Here is a 24,862-nt window from a genome sequence, read left to right as displayed (position 1 = left end):
TCAATCCACCGCGATGAAGCCCGCGGCAACTCGGCGGCCTTCTCCCAGCAGAATGTTGTAGGTGCTCACCGCCGTGCCGGTGCGCGAAGCCTCGACGTTGATCTTCAGCGCGCGAAAGCGACCCGAGAGCGTGTCCGGCATGATCCAGCGGTCCTTGCCGAAGCCAAGCAAAAACAGGCCGATTTCGTCCGCCTCGGCAAACACCTGCGCCAGCGACTGCTCGGTGATCTCGTTGGGTGCCGTCACGGGCCAAGCCCAGACGCCGCTCGGCAGGCACAGCAGCGAGCCGCGATGCGACATGTCGCCGAAGCTGAATCCGCCCTTGCCGTAGCCCTCGATCGGCACGCGGCGGGGCAGATGCGGCCGGTCGGGCGCGGCCGCGGCCACTTCAGCCTTCGTCCTTCTGGCCGGTGTCGCGGCTGGTTCCCACCCCGAGATAGATCAGGATCGGCGCCGCGATGAACACCGAGGTGTAGGTGCCGACCAGCACCACGCCGAACATCATGGTCGCCGTGAAGCTGTGGATCGCCTGGCCGCCGAAGGTCAGCAACGCGAGCAGCGCGAGCGTCACGGTGACGTGGGTGATGATCGAGCGCGACAGCGTGGCGTTGACCGAGATGTTGAGCAGGTCCGCCATGCTCAGCCGCTTGTAGCGGCGCAGCATCTCGCGGATTCGGTCGTAGATGACGATGGTGTCGTTCAGCGAGTAGCCCAAGATCGTCAGCAGCGCCGCGATGCTGGTGAGGTCGAAGTCGATCTGCGTCACCGACATGAAGCCGATGGTCAGCACCAGATCGTGGACGTTGGCGATCATGGCGCCGAGCGCGAACTGCCATTCGAACCGGAACCAGAGATAGATCAAGATCGCGATGATCGCGAGCATCAGGCCGAGCGTGCCGCTGGTGAGGAACTCGGTCGAGACACGCGGGCCGACTACTTCGAGACGCCGGTACTCGACGGTGTCGCCGAGCGCGGCGCGCACCTTTTCGACCGCAGCCTGCTGCGCGTTCTCGCCGCCGGGCTGCTGAGCGAGGCGGATGAGCACGTCGCTCGGGCCGCCGAACTGTTGCAGCTGCACCTCGCCGACGCCGAGCCCGCCGAGCGTCGAGCGCATCTTGGCGAGATCGGCTGGCCCAGCCTTGTTCTGCACCTCCATCAAAGTGCCGCCGACGAAGTCGATGCCGAAATTCAGGCCGTGCACGAAATAGAGCGTGATCGCGAGGATCGACAGCAGCGCCGACACTGGGAAGCTGATGCGCCGGAAGCGCATGAAATCGAACTTGGTGTCATCGGGTACGATGCGAAGAAGGCGCATGGGCGCTTAAAATCCCAAAGTTCGATTTGCTCGGATCGGCAAGAGACCGGACAAAAGATCAGACACGAGATCAGATCGGCACGGTTTTGGGCCGCCACCAGCGCACCCACATCGCCACGATCAGGCGGGTGAGCGTGAAGGCGGTGAAGACCGTGGTGACGATGCCGATGCCGAGCGTGACGGCGAAGCCGCGCACCGGCCCGGTGCCGATGTAGAACAGCACTGCGGCGGCAATAAAGGTGGTGATGTTGGAGTCCATGATCGTGGCAAGCGCCCGGGCAAAGCCCGCGTCGATCGCCATGATGGGCGTACGCCCGGCCCGCACCTCCTCGCGGATGCGCTCATAGATCAGCACGTTGGAGTCCACCGCGATGCCGACGGTCAGCACCACGCCCGCGATGCCGGGAAGCGTCAGCGTCGCGTTCAGAAGCGACAGAATGCCGAAAATCATCGCGACGTTGAACAGCACCGCGATGTTGGCAAACAGGCCGAACAGGCCGTAGGTCACGAACATGAAGATCACGACGAGCGCAGCACCCAGGTAGGATGCCTTCGTGCCCTTCTCGATCGAGTCCTGGCCAAGCCCCGCGCCGACCACGCGCTGCTCGATCACGGTGAGCTTTGCGGGCAATGCGCCAGCGCGCAGCAGGACTGCGAGTTTGGTCGCAGACTCCACGGTGAAGCTGCCGGAAATCTGACCCGATCCCTGCAGGATCGGCTCGCGGATCACGGGCGCCGACAGCACCTCGTTGTCGAGCACGATGGCAAATGGCTTGCCGACGTTCTCGGTGGTCACCTGGGCAAACCGCCGCGCGCCGTTGTTGTTGAAGCGGAAGCTGACGATCGGCTCGCTGGTGCGCGAATCAAAGCCCGGCTGGGCATCCGTCAAATCAGCGCCAGAGACCAGCACGCGCTTCTCGACGAGGTACTTCTGAGCCTTGTCGGCATCGGCGCCGGACAGCAGCTCGGAGTCCGGCGGGACATTGTTGGGGTCCACCTGCTCGGGCGGGATCGACATATCGAGCAGCCGGAATTCCAGCTTGGCGGTCTTGTTCAGGATCTCGAGGATCTGCTGCGGGTCGCTGAGACCCGGCACCTGCACCAGGATGCGGTCGATGCCCTGACGCTGGATCGACGGCTCGACCGTGCCGGAGAAATTGAGGCGCCGCTCAAGCACCTGGATCGACTGGTCGACCGCCTGCCGCACGCGCTCGACGATCGCAGGCTCGGTCGGCGTCAAGCGGATCAGGCCGTTGCCGGCGTCGACCACCTCAAGATTGCGCTGCCCGGTGGTGCTGAGCACGCCGCCCATCGGCTGCGACAGCTCGCGCATCTTCTGCAAGGCGAGCGCCGGATCGACGCCCTGGCGGACACGGAACTCGACGGTGTTGCCGCGGATGGTCGGCGCGCCGCCAAGCCGGTTCTCGCGCGCCACGCGGAGAACATCCTCGCGGAGTGAATTGACCTTGTCCTTGCGGACCTCGTTGGTGTCGACCTCGAGCAGGATGCTGACGCCGCCGCGCAGGTCGAGACCCAGCACGATGTGGCGCTGGGCCCATTGCGGCCAACCCTGCACGGTCTTCTCAGGAAAGAAGTTCGGGATCGCGAAGGCGCAGACCACCAGCGTGGTCAGAATGATTCCGAGTGCCTTAAGGCGCGAGAAATGGAGCATCGGCGTGAAGCGGTCGCAACCGGTCGCAAGGCGATCAGCTCGACGCGCCCTCCTCCTTCACCGGTTCACCTTTGGCCCGCACGTCAGCCAGCATCGACTTCGCCTGGCGCACGCGAACACCGTCCGCCACCTCGATCTCGATCTGCTCGTCATCGACCACCTTGGTGACCTTGCCGATGAGCCCACCGTTTGTGATCACGGTGTCGCCGCGGCGCACGTTCTTGACCATCTCCTGGTGCTGCTTCTGGCGCTTCTGCTGCGGCCGCAGGATCAGGAAATACATGATCACGAAGATCAGGATGAAGGGCAGCAGCGACACCAGCATGTTGTCGCCACCCCCGAACAGCGAAGGGGCCTGGGCAAATGCGGGTGTCACGAACATGGAGAAGGGCCTCTGGCGGCGGGTTGGTGGCTGTCTTGGCCCGGCGGCGCCCGCTGCCGCTTGGGCGCCCGAAAGGTGCGCGGAATATAGCCGCCAACGGCCCAATTGCAACGCCGCCCAATGCGGCCAAAGGGCTTAAACAGTCAATGTTTTCCGGATTCTGCCGCCTTGCGACCATAGCGCCCAGCGGCTAAGGGAGCGGCCAACCGAAGGCATCCCAATGGCGAAATCCAAACCGAGTTCTCAGTCCCGCTCCAAGGCCCCCTCCAAGCCCGCCGCAAAGTCCAAATCCGCCACCGCTCCGACGCTCTCGCCCGACACGCTCGGCCGGATTGCGGCAGCTCTGGAACGGCTGTCACCGCCCGGCCACGCCGCTTCGGATTTCGACGCCGCCGATGCCTTCATCTGGCAGCCGAAGGGCTCGCGGCTGGTGCCGGTGCCCCGCGTCAACCGCGTCGAGATGGTGCTGCTTCAGGGCATCGACCGGATGCGCGACATCCTGATGGAGAACACCGAACGCTTCGCCAAGGGCCTGCCGGCCAACAACGCGCTGCTCTGGGGCGCACGCGGCATGGGCAAGTCGTCGCTGGTGAAGGCCGCGCATGCGCAAGTCAATAAATCGATCGCGCGCGGCAATCTCAAGCTCGTCGAGATCCATCGCGAGGACATCGAGAGCCTGCCCGACCTGATGACCCTGGTGCGGCCCCAGCCTTACCGCTTCATCGTGTTCTGCGACGACCTCTCGTTCGACGCTGAGGACACGTCCTACAAGTCGTTGAAGGCCGTGCTCGATGGCGGCATCGAGGGCCGGCCGGAGAACGTGATCCTCTATGCGACTTCGAACCGCCGCCATCTGATGTCGCGCGACATGATGGAAAACGAGCGCTCGACCGCGATCAATCCCGGCGAGACCGTCGAGGAGAAGGTTTCGCTATCGGATCGCTTCGGCCTGTGGCTCGGCTTTCATCGCTGCAGCCAGGACGAATTCCTCGCGATGGTCGGCGGCTATGTCAGCCATTTCAAGATTCCGATCGGCGAGGACGATCTGCGCCGCGAGGCGCTGGAATGGTCGACCACGCGCGGCTCGCGCTCGGGACGCGTGGCGTGGCAATACGTGCAGGATGTTGCCGGACGCTTGGGCGTGAAGCTGAGCGGGTAATATCGCCGCGTCTCAGCCGCCCTGAGGGAACGCTCAACCAACTCAGCTGTCATCGCCGGGCTTGTCCCGGCGATCTTGGTTTGGCGGGCACTGTGTTTCCATTGTCGAGATCGCCGGGACAAGCCCGGCGATGACGACGCGTTAAATGGAAATGGCTGCGCCGGTACGAGCGGTTACTAACCCGCCCCGCCCTTGTTCAGGAACGGCGCCGGATCGACTGGCGTCGAGCCCTTGCGGATCTCGAAATGCACCTGCGGCGCGTTAACGCTGCCAGTTTGACCCGCCTTGGCGATGATCTGGCCGCGTTTCACGGTGTCGTCGCGCTTGACCAGTATCTCGCTCGCATGCGCGTAAGCGGTCACGTAACCGTTGGCATGACGGATCAGCACCAGATTGCCGTAGGTCTTGAGCTCGTTGCCCGCATAGGCCACGACACCGTCCTCGGCCGCCTTGATCGGCGTGCCCTCCGGCACCGAGACGTTGAGACCGTCATTCTGCTGGCCCGAAGGCTTCGGCCCGAACGCTTGGATGACGCGGCCATTCACCGGCCAGCGGAACGATGGCAAGCCCGCGGTTGCGTCTCTCGCCTTCGGCGGCTCGGGATTTTCTGCAGCCGGCGTCACAACGTTGGCGGTCGACTGTGCGACTGGCGCAGCCGGCACGGTCGCGACCCGTTGCGGAACGGGCGCTGCGACCTTCGGCTGCGCGATCTTCGGTTGAGCGATCTGGGGCTGCGCAAACGAAGGCGCGGGCTTTGCCGGGATCGTCGCGACCGGTGCGGGCTGCGGCACGGTCTGCCGGGCCGCCAGGTGTTGCGGCGGCGCGCCGCGCACGCCCGGAATGATGATGCGGTCGCCGACCTTCACCATGGTCGACGCCGGTATGTGGTTGGCACGAGCAATCTCGACCAGCGGCTTGTTGTACTGCCGCGACAGCTTCATCAGCGTCTCGCCGGGCGCGATGATGTGGACGTGCTGGCCGCCCACGGCCGGCGCGTTCGACGGCGGGATGCCGATCGGCATGGCGGGCTTCGGCCCGGCACTGGCCATGGTTGTGCTCCCGGTCGACTCGTATTTCGGGATCACCAGCCGCTGACCCGGCCGCAGCGCCGAGCCGTTCGGCAGGTTGTTCGCCTGGGCAATGGCCGACGCCGGCACGCCGTAGCGCCGCACGATGCCGTCGATGGTGTCGCCCTGCTGGACCGTGATCGCAGTACCGCCCTCCCAGTTCCAGCCGGAGCGCGGCGTGGACTGCGCGGCGGCACGGGCCGGAGGCGGCGGAGCCATTTCGGCGCTCGTGCCGCCCGGATGATAAGACGCCATGCCGGGCGAACCGCCAGCCTGGCTGGTCATGGCCGGACGGGTCTGTGGCGCCATGGTATTGGGCGCGCTGGCATACGGCGCGTTGGGCGGCGGCAGCGCCGCGCCCTGCACGACCGAATGGCGCTGCGGCTGCGCCTGAGGCACCGAACCGGTGGCCTCATACGAGGACGAAGACGCCTGAGGGCGATTGTTGAAAGGATTGGAATCGAACCGGTGGGTGTCGGTGCTACAGGCCGCAGCCGTCACCGAAATCGAACCCAACAGGGCAAAACGGAACACAGCAAGCCAGCAACGAGGCTCGGCGACGCGACGCATTGGCGTTCCCACTCATACGCAACACAACGAGTGGTCAGTTAACAACGCGCGGGTAAATAACCGTTTAAATTTTAAAGACTCCCTCAACCCTAACGGCAAACGTGAGACACTCGGCCATATTCTCCGGAGCGGAGTCCGTTACCGCCACAATGGTTGACGGTCCCGGATCAGCGGCGTTCCGCTTGGCTCCACAGGCTGTCGCTAAAGCTCCCTCGCCCTGCCGGGCAACAGCGGCACGAAACGCACCGGGATCAGATTGTCGCGCTTGAGCCAGCCCTTGGTCTTGGTCAGCCGCGCCAGTTCCTGGTGCCCCTCTTGCGGACCGAGCGGGATCACCATGATGCCGTCTTCGGCAAGCTGCTCCGTCAGGGCCTGCGGCACGTTCTCGGCCGCTGCGGTGACGATGATGCGGTCGTACGGCGCCCGGCTCGGCTCGCCGGCAAAACCGTCCCCCGCCACCACATCGACGTTGTTGTAGTCGAGCGTCTTCAGCCGCGTGCGCGCGGCATCCGCCAGCGTGCGGTAGCGCTCGATCGAGATCACCTCGCGAGCCAGCCTCGATAGCACCGCGGCCTGATAGCCCGAACCGGTGCCAACCTCGAGCACGCGATGATTGTCGCGCACCTGAAGCTGCTCGGTCATGTAGGCGACAATGAAGGGCTGGCTGATGGTCTGGCCGCAGGGGATCGGCATCGCCTGGTCGGCATATGCGAACCCCGCATGTTGCGCCTCGACGAAATGCTCGCGCGGCACCTCATCCATCGCACGCAGCACCGCCTGGTCGGTGATGCCGCGGCGACGCAGCGTCAGCATGAACTCCATCCGCTGCACGCTTTCGTCGCCCGTCATGGCGTGTCTCGTGATTTTTACGGAAACAATTCCGCGAGCTTGGTCAGGAACGGCTGATCGGTGAGATCGAGCCTCAGCGGCGTCACCGCAATGCGGTTGTCGTTCAGCGCCGCGAGGTCGGTGCCGTCCTTTACATTTGGCTTCACGCCGCGCTCATAGGCGATCCAGTAATACGGATTGCCGCGGCCGTCGTGGCGCGCATCGATGTGCAGAAGCTGCTGGTTGCGCTTGCCCTGCGACGAGACGGCGATGCCCTTCACTGCGCCGGGCGCGCAGTCCGGGAAGTTGACGTTGACCAGCACGTCGCGCGGAATGCCCTGCTTCAGCACGCGGGCGATGATGTCCGGCCCGTGCTTGACCGCGGTCTGCCAGAACGGGTTGAGCTTGTTCTGTGCCGAATGCGCCTGCGACAGCGCGAACGACGGAATGCCGAGCACGCAAGCCTCTTTGGCGCCCGCGACCGTGCCCGAATAGAGCACGTCTTCCGCAGCGTTGCGGCCACGGTTGACGCCGGAGAGCACCAGATCGGGCACTTTGTCCGACAGGACATGCCGCGCGCCCATGATGACGCAGTCGGTCGGCGTGCCCTTCACGGCATAGTGCCGCTCGCTGATGGTGCGCAGCCGCAGCGGATCGTTGAGCGACAGCGAATGCGACACGCCGGACTGATCGTGCTCCGGCGCGATGACCCAGACGTCGTCGGACAAGGCGCGCGCGATCTCCTCGCAGATCTTGAGGCCCGGCGCGTGGATGCCGTCGTCGTTGGTGACGAGAATTCGCATTATGCTTTCTTCTCAATCTTCCTGAGGCTGCCCATGTAGGGCGCGAGCGCCTCCGGCACCGTGATGGAGCCATCGGCCTCCTGATAGGTCTCCATCACCGCGACCAGCGCACGGCCGACCGCGACGCCCGAGCCGTTCAGGGTGTGCACGAAGGCCGGCTTGCCGTCCTTGCCGCGGTAGCGCGCATTCATGCGCCGGGCCTGGAAGTCGCCGCACACCGAACACGACGAGATCTCGCGGAACATGTTCTGGCCGGGCAGCCACACCTCGATATCGTACGTCTTCTGCGAGGCGAAGCCCATGTCGCCGGTGCAGAGCGTGACGACACGATAGTGCAGCCCAAGTCGGCGCAGCACCTCCTCGGCAGACGCGAGCATCCGCTCGTGCTCGTCCTTCGACTGCTCCGGCGTGGTGATGGAAACGAGCTCGACCTTGGTGAACTGGTGCTGCCGTATCATGCCGCGGGTGTCGCGGCCCGCCGCGCCCGCCTCTGCGCGGAAGCACGGCGTGCAGGCGGTGAGCCGCATCGGCAGCTGCGCGTCGTCGACGATGGATTCGCGCACTAGGTTCGTCAGCGAAACTTCGGCTGTTGGAATGAGCCAGAGGTCCGAGGTGGTGCGAAACTGGTCTTCGGCAAACTTCGGCAATTGCGCCGTGCCGAACATCGTATCGCTGCTGACGAGCAGCGGCGGATTGACCTCGGTGTAACCGTGATCGCCGGTGTGCACGTCGAGGAAGAACTGGCCAAGCGCGCGCTCCAGACGTGCCAGGGCGCCCTTGAGCACCACGAAACGCGCGCCCGAAAGCTTGGCCGCCGTCTCGAAATCCATCATCCCGAGCGCTTCGCCCAACTCGAAGTGCTGCTTCGGCGTGAACGCATACTCGCGCTTGGCGCCGTACTTGTGGTGCTCGACATTGCCGTGCTCGTCGGCGCCATCGGGCACCTCGGCGAGCGGTAGGTTCGGGATCGTGGCCAGAACCTTGTTCAGCTCGTCCTCAGCGGCCTTGGCCTCGTCCTCGAACGCCGGAAGTGTCGTCTTCAGTTCATTGACCTCGACCATCAGCTTCTGTGCCGTGGCCTCGTCCTTCTTGGCCTTGGCCTGGCCGATCTCCTTGGAAGCGGCGTTCCGCCGGGCCTGGGCCTGCTCGAACTTCTGGATCGCGGCGCGGCGCCGCTCGTCGATGGCGAGCAGGTTCTGCGACGAGAATAGCTTCTTTGAATCCGCGTCCAGCGTGCGCCGGTTCAGCGCCTTGTCGAATTCGGCGGCGTGTTCGCGAATGAAGCGGATGTCGTGCATGGGGCAATAACGGCCAGTTCGAAGGAATCTGCGCGACCTTATAACGCGCTTGGTCCGCGCAATGTAACCCTGGCCCACGCGGTATGCGAGCGATGCGAGGCCGTCCTTCAGACGGCTATGCGCGGGAAGGAACGGACAAGGGCTTCTGCGCCCTACTCCGCCGGCTTCACCTCACCGCCCGCGGCTGCGGCGTCCTGCGCGGCCTTCTTCTCTACTATCCGCACCGACCAGATCGCGCCTTCGTAGAGCAGCAGCAGCGGGATCGCGAGCGACATCTGGGACAGCACGTCCGGCGGGGTCAGCACCGCGGCGATGATGAAGGCGATGACGATGAAATAGCGCCGTTTCTCCTTCAGCATCTGCGAGGTGATGATGCCGATCCGGCCGAGCAAGGTCAGAATCACCGGAAGCTGGAACGCGATGCCGAAGGCCAGCACCAGGCTCATGATCAGCGACAGGTATTCGCCGACCTTGGGCAGCAATGCGATCTCGGCCTGCCCGTCGCCGCCCATCTGCTGCATGCTGACGGAAAACCGCACCAGCATCGGCATCACGACGAAATAGACCAGCATCGCGCCCATGACGAAGAAGATCGGCGTGGCGATCAGATATGGCACGAAGGCCTTGCGCTCGTGCCGGTAAAGGCCGGGCGCGACGAACATGTAGATCTGGCTGGCGATGATCGGGAACGCGATGAAGGCTGCGCCGAACATCGACAGCTTCAGGTGCGTGAAGAACAACTCCAAGAGCTGCGTATAGATCAGCTTGGCCTTGTCTGAGCCCACGACAAAGACATAGGGCCAGATCAGGATGTTGTAGATTTGTGAGGAGAAAAAGAAGCAGCCGACGCAGGCCACGGCGAACGCCGCCAGCGCCTTGATCAGCCGCGCCCGCAACTCGATCAGGTGGGACATCAGGGGCGCTTTCGACGCCTCGATTTCCTTCTCGTCGTCGTCGCTGATCACGCGCCGCTCCCCGAAGGCTTTGCTTCATGCGGCTTGGATTCATGCGGGGCGTCGTGCGTCGCGGCGGCCGGCTGGGGCGCCTCGGCGGCGATCGCGGTGTCGGCATGATCCGGCTGCGGGATCGTGGTCTCGGGAGAAACCGGCGCCGGGATGCTCGGCGACGCGGCCTCGGGCGAGGCACTCGCGGTCGAGGGCGTATCCTTCATCGGATCGAGCGACGAGAGGCTGTTGATCTCCTTGCGCACGGTGCCGATCGGATCGAAATCGGTGAACTGCTTGGTGGCGGCGTCGGTCATCTCGTCGACCGACTTCTTGATGTCGGCCATCTCGGCCTCGCGCATCGCCTCCTGAAACTGGCTCTGGAATTCGGACGCCATGCGCCGGACCTTGCCCATGTACTGGCCGACCGTGCGCAGCACACCGGGCAATTCCTTCGGACCAATGGCGATCAGCGCCACCACGCCGATCACGACAAACTCGCTCCAACCGATATCGAACATGTTCGCCTTCTAACAGAGCACACCGCCGCCGGAAAAACCGCCCCCGCGCTTTCCGCGATCATGCTCTTACAAACAGCAAGGGGCGCAAGCCTCGACGGCCGGCGCCCCGCATTTCTCCGACACGAACCGGGCGCCCGGCCGATCAGCCCGTGGTGCCCTCGAACTTGCGCTCGGTCTGGGCGTGCTGCTTGAGCGGATCGCCCTTGGCGTCGATCGTCTTGGGCTCGGACGGCGTCTCGACCTTGGCGGTGTCGTCCTCCGACATGCCCTTCTTGAACGCCTTGATGCCTTGCGCGAAGTCGCCCATCAGCGACGAGATCTTGCCGCGACCGCCAAACAGAATCATCACAACGATGGCGACCAGCAGCCAGTGGACCCAACTAAACGTACCCATTTTCGTCCTCCGGACCGGTAGGCGGTTGCCGCGCTACGGGATTTGCCGGAACCTAGGACGCAAAAGCCGCAAAAACAAGGATGACCAGGAGCGTTAATCCCGGACCCGCGGCAATATAGCTAATCCGTTCAAAGTCCTGGGGAACCCGTGCGGGGTGCGCACCAGAGCGCGTCGAAGACGCGCGAACGCGCTTTGCGCACGCACCCGCAGCATTGATCACCGAAAGCGCCCGATTATTCCTCGATACGCTCGGGCGGCGGCGCCAAGCCCAGGTCGAGATCGCCTGGCTCCAGCGGATCCTCGTCGTCGTGCAGCGTCGGGTCGTCCGACGGCATTGGCACCGCGAAACCTGGCGGCAGACGGTGATCGAGCAACCCCGAGCCTTTCAGTTCTTCGAGACCCGGCAGGTCGCTCAGGCCCTCAAGACCGAAGTGCGACAGGAAGTCCTCGCTCGTGCCGTAAGTAATCGGCCGGCCCGGCACCTTGCGGCGCCCGCGCGGCTTGATCCAGCCGGTTTCCATGAGAACGTCGAAGGTGCCCTTCGACATCACCACGCCGCGGATTTCCTCGACCTCGGCGCGCGTCACCGGCTGGTGATAGGCGATGACGGCGAGCGTCTCCACGGCAGCCCGCGACAGTTTCTTCGGAACCGTGGCTTCCTTGGTGAGCAGCCACGACAGATCGCGCGCCGTGCGGAACGTCCACTTGCCGTTGATGCGAACGAGGTTCACGCCGCGGGGCGCGTACTCCATCTGCAGGTCGCGCAGCGCCTGCTTGACATCGACGCCTTCGGGCATGCGCGCCGCGAGAGTCTTCTCGTCGATCGGCGCAGAGGCCGCAAACAGCACTGCTTCGAGAAGACGGAAATGCTCCGGACGCGCGCCGGGCTCAGCCGCGACCTCGGTCTCGGCCCCTTCCTCCGCGTCGGCGTCGGCTTCCTCTTCGGCATGAGCTTCTTCCGCGCCAGCAGCTTCCTCAGAGCGGGCGGTCTCTTCAGCGCGAGCAACTTCTTCGGCGCGGGCCGCTTCCTCGGCACGGGCGGCCTCTTCAGCGCGCGCAGCCTCCTCGGCGCGCGCAGCCTCCTGGGCACGCGCCTGCGCCTCGGACTTCTCCTCGGCCCGGGCCTTGAGTTCCTCGTGGGGGATGATCCGACGTTCCGCCAATGCCGCCATGCCTCCGAAGCTCCCTACTGAATCCATTATTCCGTCGCCCGCGGGGATCCCGCACCTGATTCGACCGCCGCGAGACCCGCGGCATCACGCTTACGCAGATAAATCGGCGCGAAGGCCTGCTGCTGATGAAACTCGAGGTGGCCTTCGCGAACCAACTCCAAGGTGGCCGCCAAGCTTGACGCAAATACGGTGGCCCGCATCGAAGGTTCCACCAGGTACTCGAACAGATACTTGTCGAGCGGCGCCCAGTCGGTGGCTGCGCCGACCATCCGCTCGAGAATCTCGCGCGCCTCCTGAAGCGCCCAGACGTTGCGCTTCTTGAACTGCACATGGTTGAAGGCGTTTTGCGAACGCTGCTTGGCATAAGCCGACAGCAGGTCGTAGAGCGTCGCCGTCCACTGCGGATGCTTGATGTCGGAGATCGGTTCCGGGTCGCCGCGCTGGAACACGTCGCGCTGCAGCTGCGGCCGTTGCATCAGCTGATCCGAAACCTCCCGGAACGCTTCCAGGCGCTTGAGCCGCCAGGCGAGCGCATTGGCCATGTCTTCGGCCGACGGACCATCGGGCGTCGCGGGCTCGGGCAGCAGCAGCCGCGATTTCAGGTAAGCGAGCCAAGCCGCCATCACCAGATAATCGGCGGCGAGTTCCAGACGAACCTTCCGCGCTGCCTCGATGAAGGCGAGATATTGCTCGGCGAGCGCCAGCACCGAAATTTTAGCGAGATCGACCTTCTGCTGCCGCGCCAGCGCAAGCAGCAGGTCGAGCGGACCTTCGAAGCCCTCGACGTCGACGACCAGCGCCGGTTCGTCGGAGGCGCGGTCAGCCAGGTCTGCTTCAAACGGTACGGCTTCGGTCATCAAGCCACGTATCCATCGATCATGGCGGCGAACTCGCGCCGCGCGGCCTCGATATCCAGCGCTTCGGGCTGCCGCCTCGCATTTAGCGCCCGCTGCGCACGCTTCAACGCTTCGCCGGTTAATTCAGGCGCTTCGGCCGCGACCTGGCGCATCTCGTCCATATTGCCGTTGCAATGCAGGACAAGATCGCAGCCCGCCTTCAGCGAGGCCCGCGCACGCTCGGCGATCGACCCCGACAACGCCCCCATCGACACGTCATCACCCATTAACAAACCTTCGAACCCGACTGAGCCGCGAATCACTTCGCGTATCATCACCGGGGACGTCGTTGCGGGTAGCACGGGATCGAAGGCCGTGAAAACCACATGAGCCGTCATTCCCAAGGGCAATTTTTTCAGTGGACGGAATGCGGCGAAGTCGGCGACATCGAGCGTGGCCCGGTCGGCGTCGACCACCGGCAGCTTGAGATGGCTGTCGGCATTGGCGCGGCCGTGGCCGGGGATGTGCTTGAGCACCGGAAGCATGCCGCCGGCAGCGATACCCTCCGCAACGGCCGCGGCGATCGCGGCGACCTTCTCAGGGGTCTCGCCATAGGCACGATCGCCGATCACGCGGTCGGAGCCCACGACCGGCACGTCGGCAAGCGGGACACAGTCGGTGTTGACGCCGAGCGGCAGGAGGTCCGAGGCCATCAGCCTCGCGCCAAGCCGGGCTGCCGCCAAGCCGAGCTTCGGATCGCGATCGTAGAGCTTCCCGAACACCGCACCCGGTGGATAGGCCGGCCAGTGGGGTGGACCGAACCGCTGGACCCGGCCACCCTCCTGATCGACCAAGACGAGCGCGTCCGGCGCCAGTTCATGTAAAACTTCAGCAACAAGCTCAACGACTTGAGCCTTATCCTCAACGTTCCGCTTGAACAGGATCAGACCGAACGGCTGGGCTTCACGCAGGAACTGACGTTCCTCGTCCAACAGCTTGGTTCCGGCCAATCCTGTGATGAATGCACGTTGCGCCATCGGCGCGGCTTACGTGCGCCGCGCCGGAGGGTCAAGCTAACGAACCCGCCAAATCAGTTGGCTTGCACAACGCAATCGCCGCCAGCCGACTTCAGGCTGCTGCAGACCTTTACAGCCTGCTCACGGGTGGCGTACGGCCCGACCATGGCGCGATAGTATGTGCCTTTGGTTCCGAGATCGGCCCGGCGGATGACGTGCGGCTGGCCGCCGAGCACGCTGGAATATTTCGACTGGATGCCACGGAACGAAGACTCCGCATCGCTCTCGCTCTTTTGCGAAGACACCTGCACGTGGAAACGGCCACCGGCCGAAGCCGTGACGCGCGGCGCAGGAGCGGCGTTGGCCTGCCGCACCGGCGGCGTGGCGTCGCGATAGGCCGAAGCCTGCGGCGGCGGGGAGCTATCCTGGCTGTCCGGGCTCAGCGACAGCGGCGCATTGCCGGAGGTCACGGGCGCCGACTGCTGGCGTGCAGAGTTGCTGGTCCGCGACGGCGTCGAGCGCGAGGACGGCGACGGCGCGGGCGTTTCGGTCCTGGCCTCCGCGACCTGCCGGCTCGGCGGCGGCGGGAATTGAACGCCACCCGGCCGCGAGGCCGGCGGCGGTGACGACAGCATCGCCGTATCAGGCGAAGTCGAAGGCGTATTCACCGCCATATCGCCCGAATTTGGCGTGATCGGCACGGTCCGCACCTGACGTGTCGGACCGATCGCGAACGGCGGCGCAGATCCAGCCTGCCGCGCCGGCGGCGTCGCAACCGACGCCGGCTGCGCGCGCGTCAGATCCTTCTGATCGATCGGCTTCTCTTCACGCCCGACGAGGCGCTCGTCCTTGCTGCGCTCCGGGAAGCGCTCGTAGTTGTCTTTGGTGAAATCGGACGACGCCTTGGTTGACGGCGGCGGCGCGATTTTGCTCGGGTCGGCGCTGGCGCGGATCACCGGTGGCGGACCCGACGTGCCCGGGCCGCCGAAGTAGTTGCGATAAGCCACGGCGCCAGCAGTACCGACCACGGCTAGCGACAGTACAGCCGCGACCGTCAGCAGTCCCTTGCGGCGAGAGCGCGGCGCGTCGTCATAGAACTCGTCATCGTGCGGTGCAGGCATCGCGCCGGCGTCCGCCTGCGGCGGATAGATTCCCGGCTGCTGGACGTATGGCTGCTGCGCAAACGACGGCTGGGACGGATGCCCCGGCGTGGTCAGGAAGCTCGGCAGCGGATCAGCCGCCGTGCGCGGCGGCGCATCGAACGGCGGCGGCGAGCGATAGTAGTCGTCAGCCGGCGCGTGGCTCACCGGCTCGGGGATCACCGGCACTTCGAAACCCGGGACCGGACGCATCGGCGGCGGCAGGCCATAGGTTTCGGCAGGCTGATGGTAGGCATTCGATGGCGCAGGCAGGTCCGGCCATTCGCCGGGCGCCGCCTGCTGAGGCTGCGAGGCTCCGCCAAACCGCAGCGGCGGCAGGTCCTCCGGGAACTGCGGCACCGGCTCCGGCTGATAGGCCTGGGTGGGCGGCTCGCTATAGGGCTGCGTCGGATATTGCTCGTAGGCGCCCTGCGGGTCCGGCAAGGCCTCGCTCGGGCGCGAGCCGAATTCGGCAAAAGGATCGTTCTGCCCGATCAGCCGAGCCAGCTCGGCGAGCGGGTCATTTGCAGGCGCAGTGGAACCCGAGCCGCCCCCAAAGGCATCGCTCGATCGGAAACGCGAGGTGTTGTTATCCGCCATACTAAATCCGATTCCGGTACTCTCGGCGGCCGTGAGGCCGTCCAGGCCAAGGTCCCAGCCCATGCCCCTCTGCATGGACCGCGCCAATAGGCTCCGAGTTACCGCATCTCCCCAGGCGCCCCGACCCCTAGCATCCTCAACCCCGAGGCGAGAACGGTGACCACGCCTTGGACCAGTGCGAGGCGGGCCACAGTAAGTAATGGATCATCGAGGATAATGAAGCGTAAATGAGGCGAATTTGTCCCTCTTGTCCATTGGGCATGAAATTCGCTTGCCAAATCATAGAGGTAGAAAGCCACCCGGTGGGGCTCATGGGCCACCGCGGCGGCTTCGACGAGCCTTGGGTACAGCGCGATCTTGCGCATGATCGATAATTCAGCCGAGTCGTCGAGCCGGTTGAGCTCGGCCTTGGCGAGATCGACCGTGCAGTTGGCCGCATCGATCGGCAGGCCGGGCATCTGCTCGGCGGCGTTGCGGAAGATCGAATGGCCGCGGGCGTGGCCGTACTGCACATAGAAGACCGGATTGTCTTTCGACTGCTCGATCACCTTGGCCAAGTCGAAATCCAGCACCGCGTCGTTCTTGCGGTAGAGCATCATGAACCGCACCGCGTCGCGGCCCACCTCCTCCACCACTTCGCGCAGCGTCACGAACTCACCGGAGCGCTTCGACATCTTCACTTCGATGCCGTTGCGGCTGAGCTTCACGAGCTGAACGATCTTGACGTCGAGCTCAGCCGTATCGCCGCTCACCGCCTTCACGGCGGCCTTCATGCGCTTGATGTAGCCGCCGTGATCGGCGCCCCACACATCGATCATGTCGCGGAAGCCGCGATCGAACTTCGACTTGTGATAGGCGATGTCGGAGGCAAAGTACGTGTAGCTGCCGTCCGACTTCTTCAGCGGGCGGTCGACGTCGTCGCCGAACGCAGTGGCGCGGAACAGCGTTTGCTCGCGGTCCTCGTAGTCTTCGACAGGCGCGCCCTTGGGCGGCGGCAGCCGGCCTTCATAGACCTGCCCCTTGGCGCGCAAGTCATCGATCGTGGCGCCGACCTGATCGGCCCCTTCAATGAGCGAGCGCTCGGAGAAGAACACATTGTGCTGCACGTTGAGCGCGGCCAGGTCTTCCTTGATCGCGGTCATCATCATGGCGATGGCTTTGCCGCGAACCAGCGGCAGCCATTTGTCTTCGCTCATGGCCTTGAGCTTGTCGCCGAACTCGGCCTTGAGCGCCTCGCCGACCGGCTTCAGATAGTCGCCGGGATAGAAGCCCTCCGGAATCTCGCCGATGTTCTCGCCGAGCGCCTCGCGGTAGCGCAGGAACGCCGAGCGCGCCAGCACATCGACCTGGGCGCCGGCGTCGTTGATGTAGTACTCGCGGGTCACGCCAAAGCCCGAGAACGCGAGCAGGTTCGCAAGCGCATCGCCGAACACCGCACCACGGCAATGTCCGACATGCATCGGACCGGTCGGATTGGCCGAGACATATTCCACGTTCACCGGCTTGCCGGCGCCGATGGTGCTCTTGCCGTAATCCGCTCCAGCGCGGATCGCATCCGCCAGCGCCTCGCGCCACACCGACGGATCGAGCGCCAGATTGATGAAGCCCGGGCCCGCGATCTCGGTCTTCTTGACCTCCGGCAGCTTGGCGAGTTCCGCCGCGATTTTCTCGGCCAAGTCGCGCGGCTTCATGCCGGCATCCTTGGCGAGCGCCATGGCGGCGTTGGTCGCCAGATCGCCGTGACTCGCTTCGCGCGGCGGCTCGACGACGATACGCGACAGATCGAGGCCCGCTGGAACAGCGCCGGCCTTGGCCAGCGCTTCGACGGCGGTGCGGACGTGGTGGGTGAAGACCTGGAAAACGTTCATGCGGCGCGGGTGATAGCAAATCGTCGTGTGGGGGGCGAGGCCGAAGCTGCCTTTGAACCTACGACCTCTCCCGTGTGAAGGGAACGCCCTCCCGCTGAGCCAAGCTACCGCAGCTCCGGTGTCGAGCCGAGAAGCCTCTCGTGCTCGCCGATGGCATAGCGGTCGGTCATGCCGGCGATGTAGTCGGCGATCCGGAGCGCCCGGCCGATGGCGTCGCCCGGTTCGAGGTCCGCGAGCCATTCGGCCGGCATGTCGGAGGGCTTGTCCACAAAGCGCTCGAACAGCCGCCGCACCACGGCTTCGGCCTCCGTCATGATCCGCATGACGCGATCGTGACGGTAGAGCCTCGGATAGAGGAAATCCTTGATGGCGCGGTCGGCCGCCGCAAAATTTGACGAAAAGCCGACCACCGGCTTGCCGGCTTGGCGCACATCCGTCACCGAGGCCGGGTTGAGCGCCTCGAGCCGCCTGCGGCTTTCACCAATGACATCCTCGATCATCCGCGTGATCACCCGGCGCACCAGTTCGTGGGCATGACGCGGCGGATCGAGCCGCGGATGGTCGCGCGCAATGTCGCGCAGGATGTCATCGATCAACGGCAGATTCTTCAGGTCGGAGATCTCGAACACGCCGGCGCGAAGCCCATCGTCGATGTCGTGGGCGTCATAGGCGATGTCGTCGGCGATCGCGGCGGCCTGCGCTTCGACGCTCGCAAAGCTCCACAGTTCGAGATCGTGCATGCGGTTGTAGTCCGCAATGCCGCGCGGCAACTCGTCCTCGCGGTAGCGCTCCACCGGCTGGCCGGCACTGTCGGTCAACGGACCGTTGTGTTTGACCAGACCTTCGAGCGTTTCCCAGGTCAGATTGAGGCCATCGAAGTTGGCATAACGACGCTCCAGAGACGTGACGACGCGCAAGGTCTGGGCGTTGTGATCGAAGCCGCCGAACAGCGCCAGGCACTGGTCGAGTGCGCGCTCGCCGGCATGGCCGAACGGCGTGTGGCCCAAGTCATGGCCGAGCGCCGAGGCCTCGGCCAGGTCCTCGGCAAGGCCGAGCGCGCGCGCGATGGATCGCGCCACTTGGGTCACTTCCAAAGTGTGGGTCAGCCGGGTGCGGAAATGGTCGCCTTCGTGGAAGACGAAGACCTGCGTCTTGTAGGCAAGCCTGCGGAACGCGGCGGAATGGATGATGCGGTCGCAATCGCGCCGGAAATCGCTGCGCGTGGCGCTCGGCGGCTCGGCCACAAGCCGGCCACGGCTTTTTGCCGGGTCGGAGGCATAGGGCGCGATTGCCGCATTCGCCATGAAATCCGCCCGAATCCGCTCAATTGACCTTGGCCGTCGCCGCACTTACCTATCATTCGGGCGCGGATGCAACCCTGAGTCTCGACGGCGCCCCGGAACGATGGAAGCGACGATGACCGAGGTCACGATCACGGAACGCGCGGCGCGGCGGATCGGCGAAATTCTGAAGGCCGAACCTGCCGGCGCGATGCTGAGACTGAGCGTCTTGGGCGGCGGCTGCTCGGGCTTTCAATACAAATTTGACGTCGAGAACACCAAAGCGGACGACGACCAAACCGTCGAGCGCAACGGCGTCACCATGCTGGTCGACTCGATTTCGCTGCAGTACCTGGCGGGCTCGGAGGTCGACTTCGTCGAAGACCTGATCGGCGCCTCGTTCAAGGTCAACAACCCGCAGGCCAAGGCGTCCTGCGGCTGCGGGACAAGCTTCTCGCTCTGATCCGACCCGCCTTCCCGCACGCCTGTCTGATTGCTACCATTGCTTCCGCTGACCTGGGGGCAAGCATGCGTCGGCGGATATTTCTTACGCTCATTGGCGCCGCGGCTTTGGCGTGGCCGCTTCAGACTTTCGCACAACCGGTGTCGCAATGGCCCGACCATCCGGTCCGGCTCTTGGTCACTGTCGGTGCGGGCGGCGCGGCCGATACGCTGTCGCGCAATCTCTCCAACGGCTTTTCGCAATTCGCTAACGGTCAGCCGCTGATCGTCGAGAACCGGCCCGGCGCCGGCGGTACCATTGCGGCCGCAGCGGTGGCGCGCGAGAAGCCTGATGGCTACACGCTGTTCCTCGCCGAGGTCGGCCCCAACGCGGTGTCGCACGTGCTCGGCGCCAAGCCGCCCTACGACCCGAACACCGCCTTCACCCCGATCATCCATGCCGCCAATCTGCCGGCCGTGGTGCTGATCCGATCCTCGTTGCCCTACACGACGTTGCCGGAGTTCACCACAGCTGCCAAAGCGCAGCCGCGCAAGTTCAATTATGCGTCGGCGGGCGTCGGCAATTGGACGCACCTGTTCATGGAGTATCTCAACCGGCAAGCCGGGATCGAGCAGGTCAATGTCGTCTATCGTTCGGGTTCGGAGATGCTGACATCGTTGCTCAAGGACGAAGCCGACACGGCGATCATCACCGTGTCGACCGCGCTCGGGCAGATCAGACAAGGCAAGGTGCGGGCGTTGGCCGGCATTTCGATGCGGCCGATGCCGCAGCTTCCCGACACACCGCCCGTGGGCAAGACCATCCCGGACTTCGACGTCGCGGTCTGGCACGGCATCGCGGGGCCGGCCGGCATGGATCCGGCGCTTGTGGCCCGCATCAACGGCATCTTCAATCAGGTGCTGCAGACGCCCGCCGTGCGAAGCGCCATATCAGACCAGCAGGCCGCCGATATCGTTGGCGGCTCGGCCCAGCAGTTCGACAACTTCATCAAGAGCGAATTGAAACGCTGGCCGGAGGTCGTCAAGGCCGCCGGCATCCAGACGCAATAGCGCCGCGCGGCGCTACTGCCCCTTCACGCCGGCTGCATTCACCGCCTCGGTCCAGAGGGCGACGTCGTCCTTGATCGCCGCCGCAAACTCCTCCGGCGTGCTGCCGATCGGATCGATGCCCTGGTTGCCCATGTGCTCGATGACGGCCGGCTCCTTCACGGCACGCGCCACCTCTGCGGCAACGCGGCTGACAATCTCCTTCGGAGTTTTTGCAGGCGCCATCAAGCCGTTCCAGGTGATGGTCTTGAACGTCGGATAGCCGAGTTCGCTGACGGTCGGCACATCCGGCAGCTTCGGCCAGCGTGTACCGCTCGACACCGCGATCGCCCGCACCGTGCCCGCCCTCACCTGCGGCAGCGCGTCCGACGAGCTCGAGAAATTCGCCACCACATGGCCCGCGACGAGATCGGCCATGGCCGGCGCGCCGCCCTTGTAGGGCACGTGAATCATGTCGAGGCCGGCGAGCTTGAGAAAATACGCCATCGACAGATGCGTGCCGTTGCCGATGCCGCCGGACCCGAAGGCGAGCTGGCCCGGCCGCGCTTTCACATAGGCGATGAACTCGGCAAGCGTGTGCACCGGCAGTTTCGGATTGACGCAGAGCACGAAGGGATTGCTGCCGACGAGGCTGATCGGCGCGAAGTCCTTCAGCGGATCGTATTTCGTGGTCTGCATCGCCGGGAGGATGACCATCTGCGGCAGGTTGCCCATCACCAGCGTGTAACCGTCGGCGGGGCCGCGGGCGACGACTTCGGCTGCGATCGTGCCAGCCGCTCCAGGCCGGTTCTCGACCACCATCGGCTGGCCGAGCTGTTCGCCAAGCGGCTGGGCGATAATGCGCGTGATGGTGTCGGTCAATCCGCCGGCAGCCAGACCAACCACGATCTTGACCGGCTGCTGCGGCCAGGCGTTCGGCTGCGCCAGACTGCTGGTGACAAAAACGATTGCCGCAACCAGCGGCGCAGCAACCGCCGCGGTCTTCCGTACTTTCATTGGTTCCAGGTCCCTGCTCTTCCGGCTCAGTTTACCGTCATGCCGGCGGCTTTGGCGAACACCGAATACGTGCCGATTTCCCTTTTCACCTGCGCGTCGAACTGCGCGGGTGAAAGCGGCATCGACTCGACGCCGAGCGTCTTGAGCTTTTCCTTCACGGCGGGCGCGTCGAGCGCTTTGACCATCTCTTGATGGAATTTCGCGACGATGTCTGGCGGAGTCTTGGCCGGCATGAAGACGCCCATCCAGAACGTGTAGTCGGAATCCGGATAGCCGGATTCCAGCGTGGTCGGAATCTCCGGCAGCGCCTCGGCGCGCCGCGGGCTCGACACAGCAAGACCGAGCAGCCGGCCTTCCTTGACATGCGGCAGCGCCGTCGCGATCGGACAGAAATAGAAATCGACACGACCGGCCATCACTTCGGTGATGCCCTCGGCGCCGCCCTTGAACGGCACCATCACGGCGTCGAAGCCCGCGCTCATGCGAAAGCGCTCGGCGCTCATCTGCACCGCAGAGCCGACACCGAGCGACGCGTAAGTCGCAGAGCCCGGCTTGGCCTTCGAGGCCGCGACGTACTCCTGGACCGTCTTGAAGCCCTTCGACGGCGACATGATCATGATGTTCGGTACGCTGCCGATGGCACCCACGGTGACGAAATCGCGCTCCACGCTGTAGTTGAGATTGGGGTAGAGCGCCGGTGTGATGGCATGCGCCGCCGAATGCACCAGCATCGTGTAGCCGTCCGGGTCAGCCTTCGCGACCAGCGAGGAACCGAGCGTGCCACCCGCACCGGCGCGGTTCTCGACCACGATCGGCTGGCCGAGTTGCCTGGCCATCTGTTCGAAAACAATCCGCGGCACGACGTCGACGGCGCTGCCCGGACCGAACGGGATGATGGCGCGAATGGGTCGTGTCGGCCAGGACTCCGCAAAAGCTTGAGCATTTGCGGCGGTCAGCGGCCAGGATCGCGGTGGCGAGAAGGAGACGGCGCACGAGGAATTCTCCGTTGAATCGGGGTCTTTCAAGCAAGAGCCGTGCCGGGAAAACCCTGGCTAGATGCGCTCGATGCCCGCGTCGGCGATCACCTTGGTCCATTTCGCGATGTCGGAGGCGACGCGCGAGCGATAGCCGTCGGGCGTGGTCGGCCGCGGATCGGCTCCGATCTTCCTGATGCGCTCGACGGTCTCTGGCTCGGCAAGGCTCGCCGCCACTTCGGCGTTGAGCTTCTCCACCATCGGCTGCGGCATGCCGGCAGGCCCTGCGAGCCCAAGCCATGATGTCACCGCGTAATCTGTGACACCCCCTTCGGCGAATGTCGGCACGTCCGGCAGCGCGAAGAAACGCTGCGGTCCGGTGATGCCAAGCGCGCGCATGCGGCCGTCGCGCACCATCTCGGCCACCACCGTCATGTTGTCCATCAAGGCATCGACGCGCTTGCCGAGCAGATCGGTCGCGGCCTGCGGCGAGCCGCGATACGGCACGTGCTGGATCTTGATGCCGGCGGTCGCCGCAAACAGCTCAAGCGCGAGATGCTGTCCGGTGCCGTTGCCGGGCGTCGCGCAAAGAAGCTTTGACGGCTCGGCCTTGGCGCTCCGAACGAACTCGGCGAGATTCTTCGCCGGATGATCCGGATAGGTGACGAACACGAAAGGAAAATCCGACAGCATGCTGATCCAGGAAAAGTCCTCCAGCGGCCGGTATGGCAGCGACTTGTAGATCGCGGCCGACACCGCGTGGCCGCCGGCTGCGAGAAACAGCGTCTTGCCGTCCGGCGCAGCCCGCGCCACGGACGCGGCCGCAGTCGAGCCGCCTGCGCCCGGTCTCGGTTCGACCACGAACTGCTGGTTCAGGCGCGCCGCAAGCCGTTCCGCGATCAGACGCGCGGTGAGATCGACATTGCCGCCAGGCGTGAAGCCATGCGCGATCGTGACGGTGCCTTCCGGCCGCGCCGACTGCGCATAGGCGGGCGCAACGGTCACCGCCGACAAGCCCGCGATCGCCGCGCGGCGCGTGATCCTCTTCGACATGTTCGTCCCCTCTGCGTCTAAGTTTGCCGGCTCAGTTCGGCGCGCCAGCCACGCGATAGTTGCCGTCTTGCATGATGCGCAGGCCAGACTCCTTCAGCTCTGCGGTTCTTCGTTTCAGCGTCGCGGCGTCGACCGTGAGCTTGCCGTTCCGCTTGCGGATCTCGCCATCGATGATGACGGTATCGACGTTGCCGGCGCCCGCAATCTCGACAATCGAATAGATCGGGTCGTAGACCGGCACCATGTTCACGTCGTCGGCGTTCAGCATCACGATGTCGGCCTTCTTGCCGGGCGTGAGCGTGCCGATCCTGCTGTCGAGCCGGAACGCCTTTGCGCCATTGATCGTGGCCCATTCCAGCGCCTCGCGCGAGCGCACTGGATTTTTCGTTAGCGGCGAGTTGCCGCGCAGCGCATTGTTGCGGACCTCCTTGCCGCGGGCGAACAGAAGGCCTGCCTGCATCTCGCGGAACATCTGGCCCGAGGCGTAGAGCTCCACGTCGATGCCAAGCGACGGCAGCCCGCCCTGCTCGCGATAGGCCGCGACCATGGCGTCGCCGATGTGATGGTGCAATTCGACCAGCACGGTCGAGGTGAGCGTGGCGCCGTTGTCGACCACGGTGCGAAGGTCCGCGGTGTCGTAGCTCGTGCCGTGCACGAGGTTGTGGTCAGGCCCGAGCAGCCCCGCCTTGGCCATACGCTTGTAGCCGTCCGGCACCACGCAGTCCTCGCGCCGCCGCGTGTGCGACGACGACACAAGGCCGAACTCGCGCGCCATTTTGATGTCGTGCTCGACCACCTCCCAGGCGCCCCAGTCGGGTCCCAGGATGGCCATGGCGAGCGTGACGCGGGCGTCGTCGCTTGCAAGCCGGCCCTTGCGGAGCGCCTCGATCCGCTCGCGCGGATGCGGCACATGGGTGAACGGTGTGCCTTTCTCGAGTCCGATCGGCTTCGCGGTGCCGTGGGCAAACACCGCGCGGATGCCGCTGTCGATCAGGCCGTCCACCGCGCGCTCGGCGTGCTCGATGCTGGTGATGTTGTGGCACCAGTCGACCAGCGTGGTGACGCCGGCGTCGATCTGCGCGAGCGCTCCCATGTAGTTGGCGATGTAGTTGTCCTCGGGCTTGTAGCGCGTCGCCAAGTTTGAATGCACGTGCTTGAAGTAGTCGGCCGACATCCATTCGGCGCCGATGCCGCGCAGCGCCGTCTCCCAGGTGTGCATGTGGGCATTGACCAGGCCCGGCATCACGATCTTCTCGGAGGCGTCGATGGTTTCGTCGGCACTGGCGTTCAGGTTCCGGCCAACGGCTTTGATGGTGTTGCCCGCGACGAGCAGCTCGCCGCCCTTCATCTCGCCGATCGACGGATCGAGCGTGACGAGCCAGCCGCATTTGATGAGCGTAGATTTCATGGATGCCGTTTCCTCGACGCGCCTCATCGTGATGTGAGGTTCGCTACGTTACGCGGCT

General features: G+C 65.0%; 24 protein-coding genes. 3 read left to right on the top strand and 21 right to left on the bottom strand.

Annotation, left to right across the window (positions count from 1 at the left end):
• From RHPLAN_RS18570 to yajC, 4 genes are all read right to left on the bottom strand, one after another.
• The gene (locus RHPLAN_RS18570) at positions 1 to 387 is read right to left on the bottom strand and encodes an Mth938-like domain-containing protein (RefSeq protein WP_068020650.1); all 387 of its coding nucleotides are present in this window, start codon (positions 385 to 387) and stop codon (positions 1 to 3) included.
• Between the two features lies 1 nt (position 388).
• Positions 389 to 1,315, bottom strand: a complete 927-nt coding sequence (gene secF, locus RHPLAN_RS18565) for a protein translocase subunit SecF (protein ID WP_084245155.1) — start codon at positions 1,313 to 1,315, stop codon at positions 389 to 391.
• Between the two features lie 70 nt (positions 1,316 to 1,385).
• Positions 1,386 to 2,987, bottom strand: a complete 1,602-nt coding sequence (gene secD / locus RHPLAN_RS18560; RefSeq protein ID WP_068020648.1) for a protein translocase subunit SecD — start codon at positions 2,985 to 2,987, stop codon at positions 1,386 to 1,388.
• A 34-nt stretch (positions 2,988 to 3,021) separates the two neighbouring features.
• On the bottom strand, positions 3,022 to 3,369 hold the full coding sequence (yajC, locus tag RHPLAN_RS18555) for a preprotein translocase subunit YajC (protein WP_068020647.1): 348 nt from the start codon (positions 3,367 to 3,369) through the stop codon (positions 3,022 to 3,024).
• 220 nt (positions 3,370 to 3,589) lie between these two features.
• On the opposite strand from yajC, the gene RHPLAN_RS18550 reads away from it, so the two are divergent.
• Positions 3,590 to 4,528 (top strand): ATP-binding protein, encoded by a 939-nt coding sequence (locus RHPLAN_RS18550; protein WP_084245153.1) that lies wholly within the window; start codon positions 3,590 to 3,592, stop codon positions 4,526 to 4,528.
• Between the two features lie 176 nt (positions 4,529 to 4,704).
• On the opposite strand, the gene RHPLAN_RS18545 is transcribed toward RHPLAN_RS18550, so the two are convergent.
• The 13 genes from RHPLAN_RS18545 to RHPLAN_RS18485 all read right to left on the bottom strand — a co-directional run bounded on the left by RHPLAN_RS18545 (position 4,705) and on the right by RHPLAN_RS18485 (position 18,888).
• Complete coding sequence (locus RHPLAN_RS18545) at positions 4,705 to 5,994, bottom strand: LysM peptidoglycan-binding domain-containing M23 family metallopeptidase (protein ID WP_237180176.1); 1,290 nt, start codon at positions 5,992 to 5,994, stop codon at positions 4,705 to 4,707.
• 372 nt (positions 5,995 to 6,366) lie between these two features.
• The gene (locus RHPLAN_RS18540; protein ID WP_068020645.1) at positions 6,367 to 7,014 is read right to left on the bottom strand and encodes a protein-L-isoaspartate(D-aspartate) O-methyltransferase; all 648 of its coding nucleotides are present in this window, start codon (positions 7,012 to 7,014) and stop codon (positions 6,367 to 6,369) included.
• 17 nt (positions 7,015 to 7,031) lie between these two features.
• Positions 7,032 to 7,796, bottom strand: coding sequence for a 5'/3'-nucleotidase SurE (surE, locus tag RHPLAN_RS18535; RefSeq protein ID WP_068020643.1), 765 nt, complete (start codon positions 7,794 to 7,796; stop codon positions 7,032 to 7,034).
• On the bottom strand, positions 7,796 to 9,094 hold the full coding sequence (gene serS / locus RHPLAN_RS18530) for a serine--tRNA ligase (RefSeq protein ID WP_068020641.1): 1,299 nt from the start codon (positions 9,092 to 9,094) through the stop codon (positions 7,796 to 7,798). Before serS ends, surE begins: the two co-directional genes overlap by 1 nt.
• A 152-nt stretch (positions 9,095 to 9,246) precedes the next feature.
• A complete protein-coding gene (tatC, locus tag RHPLAN_RS18525) occupies positions 9,247 to 10,008 on the bottom strand; it encodes a twin-arginine translocase subunit TatC (protein ID WP_068031456.1) in 762 nt (253 codons plus the stop codon).
• A 47-nt stretch (positions 10,009 to 10,055) separates the two neighbouring features.
• The gene (gene tatB / locus RHPLAN_RS18520; protein ID WP_068020638.1) at positions 10,056 to 10,559 is read right to left on the bottom strand and encodes a Sec-independent protein translocase protein TatB; all 504 of its coding nucleotides are present in this window, start codon (positions 10,557 to 10,559) and stop codon (positions 10,056 to 10,058) included.
• Positions 10,560 to 10,701: 142 nt separating this feature from the next.
• On the bottom strand, positions 10,702 to 10,953 hold the full coding sequence (locus tag RHPLAN_RS18515; RefSeq protein ID WP_068020636.1) for a twin-arginine translocase TatA/TatE family subunit: 252 nt from the start codon (positions 10,951 to 10,953) through the stop codon (positions 10,702 to 10,704).
• Between the two features lie 233 nt (positions 10,954 to 11,186).
• Positions 11,187 to 12,125, bottom strand: coding sequence for an SMC-Scp complex subunit ScpB (scpB, locus tag RHPLAN_RS18510; protein ID WP_084245151.1), 939 nt, complete (start codon positions 12,123 to 12,125; stop codon positions 11,187 to 11,189).
• Between the two features lie 26 nt (positions 12,126 to 12,151).
• Positions 12,152 to 12,985 (bottom strand): segregation and condensation protein A, encoded by an 834-nt coding sequence (locus RHPLAN_RS18505; RefSeq protein WP_442971822.1) that lies wholly within the window; start codon positions 12,983 to 12,985, stop codon positions 12,152 to 12,154.
• Positions 12,982 to 13,998, bottom strand: a complete 1,017-nt coding sequence (gene nagZ, locus RHPLAN_RS18500; protein WP_068020632.1) for a beta-N-acetylhexosaminidase — start codon at positions 13,996 to 13,998, stop codon at positions 12,982 to 12,984. The genes RHPLAN_RS18505 and nagZ overlap by 4 nt, the downstream gene beginning before the upstream one ends.
• A 53-nt stretch (positions 13,999 to 14,051) precedes the next feature.
• Entirely contained in the window at positions 14,052 to 15,791 is a 1,740-nt protein-coding gene (locus tag RHPLAN_RS18495; protein WP_084245149.1) for an SPOR domain-containing protein, read from the bottom strand.
• A 23-nt stretch (positions 15,792 to 15,814) separates the two neighbouring features.
• A complete protein-coding gene (gene argS / locus RHPLAN_RS18490) occupies positions 15,815 to 17,584 on the bottom strand; it encodes an arginine--tRNA ligase (RefSeq protein WP_068020628.1) in 1,770 nt (589 codons plus the stop codon).
• Between the two features lie 104 nt (positions 17,585 to 17,688).
• Positions 17,689 to 18,888 carry a deoxyguanosinetriphosphate triphosphohydrolase gene (locus RHPLAN_RS18485; protein ID WP_068020625.1) on the bottom strand — a complete coding sequence of 400 codons (1,200 nt, stop codon included), beginning with the start codon at positions 18,886 to 18,888 and terminating at the stop codon, positions 17,689 to 17,691.
• Positions 18,889 to 19,000: 112 nt separating this feature from the next.
• Between RHPLAN_RS18485 and erpA the strand changes: the two genes are divergently transcribed.
• Together erpA and RHPLAN_RS18475 are read left to right on the top strand one after the other, a co-directional pair.
• A complete protein-coding gene (gene erpA, locus RHPLAN_RS18480) occupies positions 19,001 to 19,327 on the top strand; it encodes an iron-sulfur cluster insertion protein ErpA (protein WP_157100337.1) in 327 nt (108 codons plus the stop codon).
• A gap of 65 nt (positions 19,328 to 19,392) precedes the next feature.
• Positions 19,393 to 20,376: a Bug family tripartite tricarboxylate transporter substrate binding protein gene (locus RHPLAN_RS18475; RefSeq protein WP_084245147.1), complete on the top strand. Its 984-nt coding sequence runs from the start codon at positions 19,393 to 19,395 to the stop codon at positions 20,374 to 20,376.
• Positions 20,377 to 20,388: 12 nt separating this feature from the next.
• On the opposite strand, the gene RHPLAN_RS18470 is transcribed toward RHPLAN_RS18475, so the two are convergent.
• The 4 genes from RHPLAN_RS18470 to RHPLAN_RS18455 form a co-directional block, all read right to left on the bottom strand.
• Entirely contained in the window at positions 20,389 to 21,369 is a 981-nt protein-coding gene (locus tag RHPLAN_RS18470) for a Bug family tripartite tricarboxylate transporter substrate binding protein (RefSeq protein ID WP_068020620.1), read from the bottom strand.
• Between the two features lie 26 nt (positions 21,370 to 21,395).
• Positions 21,396 to 22,325 (bottom strand): Bug family tripartite tricarboxylate transporter substrate binding protein, encoded by a 930-nt coding sequence (locus tag RHPLAN_RS18465; protein WP_084246563.1) that lies wholly within the window; start codon positions 22,323 to 22,325, stop codon positions 21,396 to 21,398.
• Positions 22,326 to 22,421: 96 nt separating this feature from the next.
• The gene (locus RHPLAN_RS18460; protein ID WP_068020616.1) at positions 22,422 to 23,396 is read right to left on the bottom strand and encodes a Bug family tripartite tricarboxylate transporter substrate binding protein; all 975 of its coding nucleotides are present in this window, start codon (positions 23,394 to 23,396) and stop codon (positions 22,422 to 22,424) included.
• Between the two features lie 31 nt (positions 23,397 to 23,427).
• Positions 23,428 to 24,804 (bottom strand): amidohydrolase family protein, encoded by a 1,377-nt coding sequence (locus tag RHPLAN_RS18455; protein ID WP_068020615.1) that lies wholly within the window; start codon positions 24,802 to 24,804, stop codon positions 23,428 to 23,430.
• Positions 24,805 to 24,862 lie beyond the last annotated feature (58 nt).

The sequence above is a fragment of the Rhodoplanes sp. Z2-YC6860 genome (genome assembly GCF_001579845.1).
Taxonomy (GTDB): domain Bacteria; phylum Pseudomonadota; class Alphaproteobacteria; order Rhizobiales; family Xanthobacteraceae; genus Z2-YC6860.
Note: the sequence above shows the minus strand (reverse complement) of the source record. Positions and strands in the feature narration are given on the sequence as shown.